This is a genomic window from Stenotrophomonas sp. HMWF023 (assembly GCF_003060985.1).
GTDB classification, from domain to species: Bacteria; Pseudomonadota; Gammaproteobacteria; order Xanthomonadales; family Xanthomonadaceae; genus Stenotrophomonas; species Stenotrophomonas lactitubi.
Window position 1 is genome coordinate 1 of sequence record NZ_QAIJ01000183.1, and the last position, 6,892, is coordinate 6,892.

A 6,892-nucleotide genomic window follows, 5' to 3' on the forward strand; every position below is an offset into this window, starting at 1 on the left:
AAGTACGGCTTGATCTGCGACTCGTCCAGATCGTACTTGGCCTTGCGCACCTGCTCGGCGTAGAAGTCCCAATCCGAGGCGGCTACCTGGAAACCACCCTTCTGGGCGTCGATCACCTTCTGGATCTCGCCGGCCTCGGCACGTGCCTTGGCGGTGGCGGCAGGCACGGTGTCGGTCAGCAGCTTCAGCGCGGCCGCCGGGGTCTTGGCCATCTGGTCGCCCAGCTGGTAGTCGGCGAAGGTGTCGAAGCCGAGCAGCTTGGCCTTCTGCGCACGCAGCTGGGCCAGGCGCTGCACGGTCTGCCGGGTGTCGTTGGCATCGCCGCGCTCGGCACGGGTTTCCGAAGCCTTCAGCACGGCCGCGCGCTGGTCGCGGTCGGTCAGCGAGCCGAGCACCGGCTGCTGGGTGGTGTTCTGCAGCGGCAGCAGGAACTTGCCATCCAGCTTGCGGTCCTTGGCGGCGGCAGCGGCATTGTTGACCGCGTCGTCGTCCAGGCCGGCCAGCTTGGCCTTGTCGTCCACCACGACCGCGGCAGCGGCGGTTGCAGCCACCAGACGGGTGTGGAACTGGGTGGACAGCGTGGTTTCTTCCACGTTGAGCTTGCGCAGGCTTGCCTTGTCGGCGTCGGACAGCTGTGCGCCCGAGCGCACCAGGCCATCGTAGTAATGCTCGACCAGGCGCTTCTGCACCGGATCCAGGCCCAGCGTCTCGCGCTGGTCGTACAGCGACTTCACGCGGGCGAACAGCTTCGGATCGAGGTTGATCTCGTCCTGGTGCGCGGCCAGCTTCGGCGCCACTTCTTCCTGGATCTTCTGGCGGGCATCGTTGGTATCGGCCTGGACCAGGCCGAAGAAGATGCGCGACACGCGGGTCAGGGTCTCGCCGCTGCGCTCCATCGCCACGATGGTGTTGTCGAAGGTGGCCGGCTCGGCGCTGTCGGCGATCTTGCGCACGTCGGCCAGATGCAGGCGCATGCCTTCTTCGAAGGCCGGCAGGTAATCGCTGTCCTTGATCTTGTCGAACGGCGGTGCCTGGAACGGCAGGCTGCTGGCGGCCAGCAGCGGGTTGGTGGAGGCTTCGGCCGGCTGCTGGGCCGGTGCATTCTGGGCTTCGGACACGGGGGTGGACTCCTTGCCGGAACAGGCCGCCAGCGCCAGGCTGATGGCGGCGGCCAGGACTACGGTACGCGACATGTAAAACGCTCCTTGGGCAGACGGTACGGGATGCCAGCCGTCCACCCTACTCCTGTCACGGGCGCCCGGCATGTGCCGGACGTGGCGTCTACGCTGCCGGCAGCGATCGGCTCAGACCGTGCCGCGGGTCTTGCCGATCCAAGGCCGGTAGAACTCGCGGATGGTCGCCATGTCGGCGGCATCATCGCCGGTCGGCGTGAACAGCGGACCGATGCCGATGATCTTCTCCGGGTAATGGAAATAGGCCGCCAGGATCGGCACGTCCGCCATCCGCGCGATCTTCAGGAAGCCGGCCTTCCATTCCTTGACGGCCTTGCGGGTGCCTTCCGGAGTGATCGCGAACCACATCTTCTCGTTGTTGCGCAGCAGGTCCACGGCCTGGCCCACGGTGCCCTGCGGCGAGCTGCGGTCCAGCGGGATCACGCCGAGCCTGTGCAGCAGCGGGCCCAGTGGCCACCAGAACAGCGAGGCCTTGCCCAGCACCTTCACTTTCATGCCCAGTGCGATCTTCGCGGCCATGCCCCACAGCCCGTCCCAGTTGGACGAATGCGGGGCGATGATGAAGACCACTTTCGGCACATCCGGCAGGGTTCCGGTCACTTTCCAGCCGCCCATGCGCAGCGTGCAGCGCGCCAGCCAGCGCAGGAAACGGTTGGGCTTGACCTGCGGCATGTTCGGCGGAATGGCCGGCAGCAACGGCGTCGGGTTGTTCAAGCAATCACTCCCAGTCACGTGATGAGCGCCCGCGCTTGATCTGCGCGCGCCCGCGTTTGGCGTCCAGACGACGCAGTTTCGACCCGAAGGTCGGCTTGGTGGCCTTGCGTGGTTTGGGCACGCTCAGCCCGGCCTGGATGAAGGCCGCCAGACGCTCGCGCGCATCCTCGCGATTGCGATCCTGGGTCCGGAAACGTTGCGCGTCGATGACCAGCACACCTTCGCCGGTCATGCGCCGGTCGCGCCGCGCCAGCAGGCGCTCGCGCAACGGCTCGGGCAACGAGGGCGAACCGGCCACGTCGAAACGCAGTTCCACCGCGGTGGAGACCTTGTTGACGTTCTGGCCGCCGGCACCACTGGCACGCACGAAACGCTCGACGATCTCGCCGTCGGGGATTTCAAGCTGCGCGCTGATGGTGACCGGTCCGTTGCCCATCCGCGCATTGTAGCGGCAGCCGCGTTGCCGTGGCTGCCATCGCGCACCGTATGCCGCCGATCAGGCACCGAACACGCCGCCTTCGCCTTTGCCGGGGGTATGCTTGCCGTCCCGTGTACTGCAGGACGCTCCGCATGACCCGCTTGCTCCCCTCCCTGTTGCGCCGCGCGACCCTGCTGCTGGCGCTGGCCGCAGCAAGCGCGCCGGTGCTGGCCGCAGCGCCCACCGATGGCGACATCAACCGTCTGCTGTCGGCCTCGCGTGCGCAGAGCATGATCGACACCATGCTGCCGCAGATCGAATCGATGCAGCAGCAGCAGTTCCAGCAGGTGGCCGCACAGCGCCAGCTCAACGCCCAGCAGCAGGAACAGCTGCAGCGCATCCAGGCCCGTACCAGCCAGACCCTGCGCCAGGCACTGTCGTGGCAGCAGCTGCGGCCGATGTACGTGGACCTGTACAAGAAGACCTTCAGCAAGGAAGACGTGCTGGCCATGGCCGAGTTCTACGAGAGCCCGGCTGGCCAGAGCCTGCTCGACAAGACTCCGGCGCTGATGCAGAACGTGATGGTGGCGATCCAGACGCGCATGCAGCCGCTGTTCGCCGATCTGCAGAAGGATCTGGAAGTGATCGTCAACGAGCCGGAAAAAAAGTGAGGCGGTAGCGCCGGGCCATGCCCGGCGAGCGCGAAGCGCGGCCGTTTCATCGCAGAAGCCGCCGGGCACGGCCCGGCGCTACCGCTACGGCACCTGCCAGCCGAACAGGTCCAGCGCCTTCTGGAACTCACCGTCGACCGGGGCGCGCACGTCCACCGTGCCGCCATCCGGATGCGGGAAGCGCAGCCGCTCGGCATGCAGCAGCATGCGGTGTACACCCTGCATGCGGAAGTTGCGGTTGTGCCGGCCATCACCATGGCTGGTATCGCCGATCAGGTGATGTGACAGGTGCTTCAGATGCCGGCGGATCTGCCGGAAGCGCCCCGTCTGCGGCTGGCAGCGCAGCAGCGCGTAGCGCGAACTGGCGAACTCCCCCACTGGTACCGACAGTTCGCCGGCTGCCAGGCGCTGGAAGTCGGTGATCGCCGGCTTCTTCACCGGCTTGCCCGGGCCGCCGTCCAGATCGTGGTCGACCTGCCAGGCCTCCTCGGCCGGCCAGCCGCGGCAGATCGCCAGATAGTCCTTGCTCACTTCGCCGCCCATCAGCGCCTTGCCCAGCATGCTGGCAGCGTCGCGGTCGAAGGCCAGCAGCAGGCAGCCGCTGGTGGCGCGATCCAGGCGATGGACCAGGAAGATCGGCCGACCCAGCTGCTCGCGCAGGCGATCGGCGAGGAAATCATCTTCGCCACGGGCCAGCTTGCTGTCGTGGACCATCAGCCCGGCCGGCTTGTTGACCACGGCCAGGCGTTCATCCAGGTGCAGCAGCTGCAGGGGCGCGGTTTCAATCTCGACCGCAGCGAGGGTGTCGGGTTCGGTGCTCACCGCGCGATTATAAAGGCCTGCCCTCTGTAGAGCCGAGCCCACGCTCGGCTGCTCCGCGCGACCGGCAATAGCGTGCCAACCAAGGTTGGCACCTACCTGTAAAGCAGTCAGGCGTTGCGCAGCGCCAGCAGTTCGCCATTGCCCACCGGCACCAGGCTGGTGGTGAACGCCGCGTCGGCGGCCAGCAGGGCGCGCAGGGGTTCCATCTGCTCTGCATGCGAGGTGGCGTTGTCGACCACCAGCAGGCCACCGGGGCGCAGCACGCGGCGCAGCTGCGGCCACCAGCCTGCGTACTGCCCGCGATCCGAATCCAGGAACAGCAGGTCGATGCAGCCATCGGCCGCCTGCGCCAGCCACTGCCCGGCTTCACCGTGGACCTGTTCGATGCGCTCACCCAATCCGCTGCGGGCGAAATTCGCACGGGCCATCGCCACCTTTTCGGCGGCGAACTCCAGCGTGGTCACCCTGCCATCAATGGCAGCAGCGGCCTCGGCCAGCCACAGCGTGGAATAGCCATTGGACGTGCCGATCTCCAGCACGCGACGGGCATTGCCGAACCGCACCAGCACCGACAGCAGTTCACCGGTATCGGCGGTGATGTTGAGCATGCGCCGGCCACGATCGGTTTCGCGCGCATCGTTGTCACTGCCGAACTGCGCCAGCTCCTGTCTGAGCGCACTCAGCGCATCACTCATCGCCACCACGCACGCGCCAATGCGAACACGCCAACGGTACCGGACACCCAGCTCCATGCCGGCACGTCGCCCCAGTACCAGCCCGGCGGCTGCAGCACGTACATCAATGCGGCAATCGCCAGCAGACCAACGCCAGTGATCGCCCCGACCGCGCGCTTCTGCAGCCGCTGCAGGCTGGCATCGAGCGCGACCAGGTCGCGCGAACGCATCGCCAGTTCATGCCGGCCTTCCACCTGCTGGGTCAACCAGGCGTGCACCAGGCGCGGCATGTCAGGCGCATGGGTCATGATTTCCGGCAGGCGCTTGCCGATCTCGCGCACCACGCGGCGCGGGCTGTAGCGCTCGCGCAGGATCTTCGCCAGCACCGGCTTGGCCACGGCCCAGATGTCGATCTGCGGATCGAGCTGGCGGCCGACGCCTTCGATGTTGAGCAGGGTCTTCTGCAGCAGGATCAGCTGTGGCTGCAGGGTCAACTGATAGCGCTGGGCCACGCGGAACAGCTTCATCAGCACTTCGGCCAGCGAGATCTGCGACAGCGGGCGGGTGAAGTACGGCTCGCACACCGAGCGCACCGCTGCTTCCAGATCATCGATGCGCACGTTGTCGGGCATCCAGCGCGCCTGCACGTGCAGTTCGGCGATGCGGCGGTAGTCGCGGTTGAAGATGGCCATGAAGTTCTCGGCCAGGTAGTACTGATCTTCCTGCGAGAGCTGGCCCATGATGCCGAAGTCCAGCGCGATGAAGCGCGGGTTGTCGCGGCGCATCGGATCGATGTCGACCCAGATGTTGCCGGCGTGCGCGTCGGCATGGAAGAAGTTGTCGCGGAACACCTGGGTGTAGAACACCCGCACGCCCTTGGCGGCCAGCGCCTTGCGGTCGATGCCGGCCTTGTCCAGTGCCGCGATGTCATCGGAGGGAATGCCCCAAACGCGCTCCAGGGTCAGTGCACGCTCGGCGGTATGACTCCAGATCACTTCCGGCACGTACAGGTCGTCGGAGTTCTCCCAGAAGCGACGCAACACGCTGGCGTTGGCGCCTTCGCGCTGCAGGTCCAGCTCGGCGGCCAGGGTGTTTTCGACTTCGGCCACCACTTCGCGAGGGCGGATCTTGTCGGCCCGCGGATGGGTGCGCTCGACCAGCGTTGCCAGCGAGTTGAGCAGGGCGATGTCGGCGTCGATCTGCTTCTCGATACCCGGGCGCAGCACCTTGACCACCACCTGGCGGCCATCGGCCAGGGTGGCCGCGTGTACCTGCGCGATCGACGCCGAAGCCAGCGGCTCGGTATCGAAACTGGCGAAGGCTTCGCTGACCGGCAGGCCGAGTGCTTCCTCGACGATGCGGCGCGCGGCGTCGCCGTCAAAGGGCTTTACCCGGTCCTGCAGCAGGGTCAACTCATTGGCCACATCCGGCGGCACCAGATCGCGGCGGGTCGACAGGATCTGCCCGAACTTGACGAAGATCGGTCCCAGGTCCTGCAGCGCCAGGCGCAGGCGCGCACCGCGCGACTGTGCGGCGATGTCGGCCGAAGCGCGCGGCACGAACGGCTTGGCCAGGCGCAGCCAGCGCTCGGCCAGCGTGTCCTGCAGCAGGTCATCGAGGCGGTAACGCAGGATCACCCGGCCGATGCGGCTGGCCCGCAACAGCGCCTTCATGCGGCACCCCGCAGGCGCTGCACGCGTGCGCCGAGGCGCTCGACATCATCGCGCAGCACGTCCACGTCGTCGTGGAAGGCGTCCAGTTCGGCACGTGGCACCACGTCGCGCGATTCCTCGGTGATGAATTCAGCGGCGCTGTGGGCCAGATCAATGGCGCCCTGGCGAGCGTGCTGCAGGGCACTGCGCAGGGTGTTGGCCACCTGCACGCCCAGCACGTCGCCGAACACGCTGACGAACGGCTGCTGCCAGTCCGGATCGAAGCCCTTGGCCAGCTGCTGCAGGCGGCGCGCCAGTTCTGCGTCGCCGGCCACGCGCACGCGGCCCTTGCTGTTGTCAGCACCTTGGCGGGCGCGCGCCAGCAGCGGCAGCTGCGCCAGCACGCCAGCCAGGCTGCTGCGCACGGCCAGGTCGGCTTCCTGTGCATCCACTGGGCCTACCCGCAACTGGGTGCCGTCGACGCTGATGCGCATCGCCAGCGGCGGTGCGTCCAGGGTCAGGTCGATATGGCGACCGTCGAGGCTGGCCAGTGCATGGCGGGTATCCGGATCCAGCGCCAGCGCGCGGTTCAGGGCGATCTGCAGCGCGCGGCCAGCGACCGGCTTGAGGGACTTGAGCAGGGAAAGAGCCATGTGCGCATTCTACCTGCGTGGGTGGTGAGCTTGGGCCGGGCTGCCGCCCGGCACCCGCAGATGCAAGGTCAACGTCAGAAGCAGTCTGCTGAGGG

The 6,892-nt window shown here is 67.3% G+C and carries 8 protein-coding genes; 1 reads left to right on the top strand and 7 read right to left on the bottom strand.

From position 1 onward, the window contains the following. From DBR20_RS09855 to arfB, 3 genes are all read right to left on the bottom strand, one after another. On the bottom strand, positions 1-1,193 hold a 1,193-nt coding region (locus DBR20_RS09855; RefSeq protein ID WP_258223276.1), incomplete at its 3' end, for a M3 family metallopeptidase. A 111-nt stretch (positions 1,194-1,304) separates the two neighbouring features. Further along, on the bottom strand, positions 1,305-1,907 hold the full coding sequence (locus tag DBR20_RS09860; RefSeq protein WP_089241558.1) for a lysophospholipid acyltransferase family protein: 603 nt from the start codon (positions 1,905-1,907) through the stop codon (positions 1,305-1,307). Positions 1,908-1,911: 4 nt separating this feature from the next. Next, positions 1,912-2,343 carry an alternative ribosome rescue aminoacyl-tRNA hydrolase ArfB gene (gene arfB / locus DBR20_RS09865; protein ID WP_089241560.1) on the bottom strand — a complete coding sequence of 144 codons (432 nt, stop codon included), beginning with the start codon at positions 2,341-2,343 and terminating at the stop codon, positions 1,912-1,914. 134 nt (positions 2,344-2,477) lie between these two features. On the opposite strand from arfB, the gene DBR20_RS09870 reads away from it, so the two are divergent. After that, the gene (locus tag DBR20_RS09870) at positions 2,478-2,996 is read left to right on the top strand and encodes a DUF2059 domain-containing protein (RefSeq protein WP_108266047.1); all 519 of its coding nucleotides are present in this window, start codon (positions 2,478-2,480) and stop codon (positions 2,994-2,996) included. Positions 2,997-3,080: 84 nt separating this feature from the next. Here DBR20_RS09870 and DBR20_RS09875 read toward each other — a convergent pair whose 3' ends face one another. The 4 genes from DBR20_RS09875 to DBR20_RS09890 all read right to left on the bottom strand — a co-directional run bounded on the left by DBR20_RS09875 (position 3,081) and on the right by DBR20_RS09890 (position 6,797). After that, entirely contained in the window at positions 3,081-3,818 is a 738-nt protein-coding gene (locus DBR20_RS09875) for a pseudouridine synthase (protein ID WP_108266048.1), read from the bottom strand. Positions 3,819-3,925: 107 nt separating this feature from the next. Next, positions 3,926-4,513 carry an O-methyltransferase gene (locus DBR20_RS09880; RefSeq protein ID WP_108266049.1) on the bottom strand — a complete coding sequence of 196 codons (588 nt, stop codon included), beginning with the start codon at positions 4,511-4,513 and terminating at the stop codon, positions 3,926-3,928. Further along, a complete protein-coding gene (gene ubiB, locus DBR20_RS09885) occupies positions 4,510-6,165 on the bottom strand; it encodes a ubiquinone biosynthesis regulatory protein kinase UbiB (RefSeq protein WP_108266050.1) in 1,656 nt (551 codons plus the stop codon). Before ubiB ends, DBR20_RS09880 begins: the two co-directional genes overlap by 4 nt. Beyond that, positions 6,162-6,797 (bottom strand): SCP2 sterol-binding domain-containing protein, encoded by a 636-nt coding sequence (locus DBR20_RS09890; RefSeq protein WP_108266051.1) that lies wholly within the window; start codon positions 6,795-6,797, stop codon positions 6,162-6,164. Before DBR20_RS09890 ends, ubiB begins: the two co-directional genes overlap by 4 nt. Positions 6,798-6,892 lie beyond the last annotated feature (95 nt).